Annotated in this window: 3 protein-coding genes; all 3 read right to left on the bottom strand. The window is 43.3% G+C overall.

Annotated features, from left to right (window positions below; genetic code table 11):
* Positions 1–486, bottom strand: a 486-nt coding sequence (locus DFP80_RS20525; RefSeq protein WP_220150925.1) for an STN domain-containing protein, incomplete at its 3' end; no start/stop codon positions are given.
* Between the two features lie 182 nt (positions 487–668).
* Positions 669–1622 carry a FecR domain-containing protein gene (locus DFP80_RS20520; RefSeq protein ID WP_113918656.1) on the bottom strand — a complete coding sequence of 318 codons (954 nt, stop codon included), beginning with the start codon at positions 1620–1622 and terminating at the stop codon, positions 669–671.
* Positions 1622–2131: a sigma-70 family RNA polymerase sigma factor gene (locus DFP80_RS20515; RefSeq protein ID WP_113918655.1), complete on the bottom strand. Its 510-nt coding sequence runs from the start codon at positions 2129–2131 to the stop codon at positions 1622–1624. Before DFP80_RS20515 ends, DFP80_RS20520 begins: the two co-directional genes overlap by 1 nt.
* Positions 2132–2393: the final 262 nt, after the last annotated feature.

Raw genomic sequence — 2393 nt, 5'->3', positions numbered from 1 at the left:
TTTGAATCGCTCTAATTCTGTTTTCCCGACATAGGCCGTTGATGAGTTTCTGTCATAAACGTCGTCGTAGCCTTTTTGGTCACGGGCGCTCATGTCTGATGTTGCCGTGTTGTCTTCTATAGTAATGGTGGAAAGGTTTACACCAGCGTTGTCTAGTTCAGATTTAAGAACAAAGCTGCCGCTTTGTATTTGTTGAGCAACAACTCCGGTCCCTGCGAGTATTTGTGCTAAGGCGCTATCTAATGAATAGCTGCCTTGAATGCCTGCGCTATGTTTACCTGCGGTAAGGGCGGAATTCATGGATAGGTCTATGCCGGCATCAAGGGCGAAGCGATTTAATACATCTCCTAACGTACCTTGGCCAATAGAGTATTGCTGTACGTCGGTTGCTGTTACTTGGTCAGCAGCTATGGCTGATGTGGTTAACCCAGATAGAACAGAAGTACTTATAATCAGCTTTATGGTTAACGCGAGTGGTTTGAGCATGTAGCTGCTTCTGCTTGGCTTTACGTGTTTCATTCCTTATCTTGGCCTCTTGGTATTGTTTAATTTGCCTTCCATACCCTATATAACGAATGGAAAGCAAAAACCCGTAAAGATAATGATAAATATTCCTATTATCTTTACGGGTTTTTTTAAAAGAGGTAGTAATGCCAGAAATGAAAGGTTCAGGCAGGCGTTACATTGACCCAGTAATTGGTAAACTTGGTTACGTTAATGGGCAAGCTCGCTTGCAGTTGTTTCAAAATAGTGTCGGTGTTTTTTAGCGTGAAAACACCGCTTACGGTTAGATGGCTAAGGTCTGGGGATATGCGCAAAACGCCTTTTCTATAGCGGCTAAGTTCATTAATCAGTTTGGGTAAAGGCATGTCTTGTACGACTAATTTACCTATAACCCAGCTGATGGTATTGGTGTCCGTTGGCTGAAGATTTTCTGTGTGGCTGGAGTCAAAGTCAATATGATTACCAGGCTCTAGCGTAACGGTATTGTCCATGTTGTGCCCGATTAAATGAACAGGTTTTCCTTCGTATAGACTTAGGCTGGTGTTATTGTCAGTATGCCTGACGTTGAGCTGACCTGCGTAAAGTGTTATGTGACCTGCTGGCGTTTCGATTTGGTATGGTATCGGGCTATGAGAGTTGAGTAAGAACTCGCCATAATTAAGTAATAGCCGGTGTGTGTTTGGCATTGATATGTCTGTTGCAGTATTGAGGTTTATTTGGCTGCCATCACTGAAGACAATTTGTTTTCTCTCACCCTTTTCAGTGGTCAGCCTTGATGTATTTGGGAGGCCAGTGAAGAGTGGGTTTTCTTGACTGTTTAGTTGGTAACCTCCAGCAAAGAATAACCCGCCAGTCGCCATACCAGCTAGACTTAACAGACTTCGTCTCGAAATTTGTCGACTACGAGTAATTATGGCCGTGGTATTTTGAGGGACCTCTCCAAATCTCGCTTGCGCATTCATCAAAAACTGCCATGCGTATTCATTGGCTGGGTCGGCATTGCGCCATGCTTTGCATGCTTTATGTTCCTGAGCTGATGGTTCGTCTGCCCAAAGGCGAGCCATCCAATAGGAGGCTTTTACTAGGCTTTCTTCATCTGGTGTGTGTGGTGTCCGCATTACAAATCGCTCTCCATCATTGCCATAGCACAGGCTTGGAGTCCTTTTGCTACATATTTTTCAACTGAAGACAGTGATACATTGAGTTGTGTTGCTATCGCTTGGTAGGAAAGTCCTTCAACCCTTCTTAGTAGAAAAGCTTGGCGAGCTTTTTCTGTTAATTTGTGAAGTAGCACATCCACTTCAATGAGCGTTTCTATGATTTGTAAACGGTATTCTGGTGATGCGTGGGTTTCCTCAGGCAAGTTTTGGATGGATTCTAGATAGGCTTGCTCTATGCGCCAGCGTCGATTTTTATCAATAATGAGATTTTTTGCCGTACTCACGAGATACTGGCGAGCGTAGTCTTTTGGTGGAACTTTTCCGCTAACAAGTATTTTCAGATAAATATCTTGCACCATGTCTGCGGCTTGATGGGAGCCGTTAAGTCGTTTTTTGAGGAAATGAGAGAGCCATCCTTTGTGATTTATATAAAGCTGAGTCAATTCGACTTGTGTATCTCTGTTCATAGCATCACTGTCATTTGTTGATAATGGTTATCATTAATGCTCGCAAAAATAAATGTGTTACGCAACAGAATTAAAAAAACTTAATATTTCGTTATAGATTCCTAGATGTCCATAAAAAGCCGAGCATGGAGTGTATGCTCGGCTGGTGGGGTTTAAACCTAACGGGTCGCTAGAAGCGCCCTGTCAAAGCCAGTTTAAATGTGCGTCCCGGTGCTGGTATGGCGGAACGCGTCAGTGGATCAATGTAATATTCATCAGTTAG

The organism is Marinomonas rhizomae, assembly GCF_003315485.1.
Taxonomy (GTDB): Bacteria; Pseudomonadota; Gammaproteobacteria; order Pseudomonadales; family Marinomonadaceae; genus Marinomonas; species Marinomonas rhizomae.
Note: the sequence above shows the minus strand (reverse complement) of the source record. Positions and strands in the feature narration are given on the sequence as shown.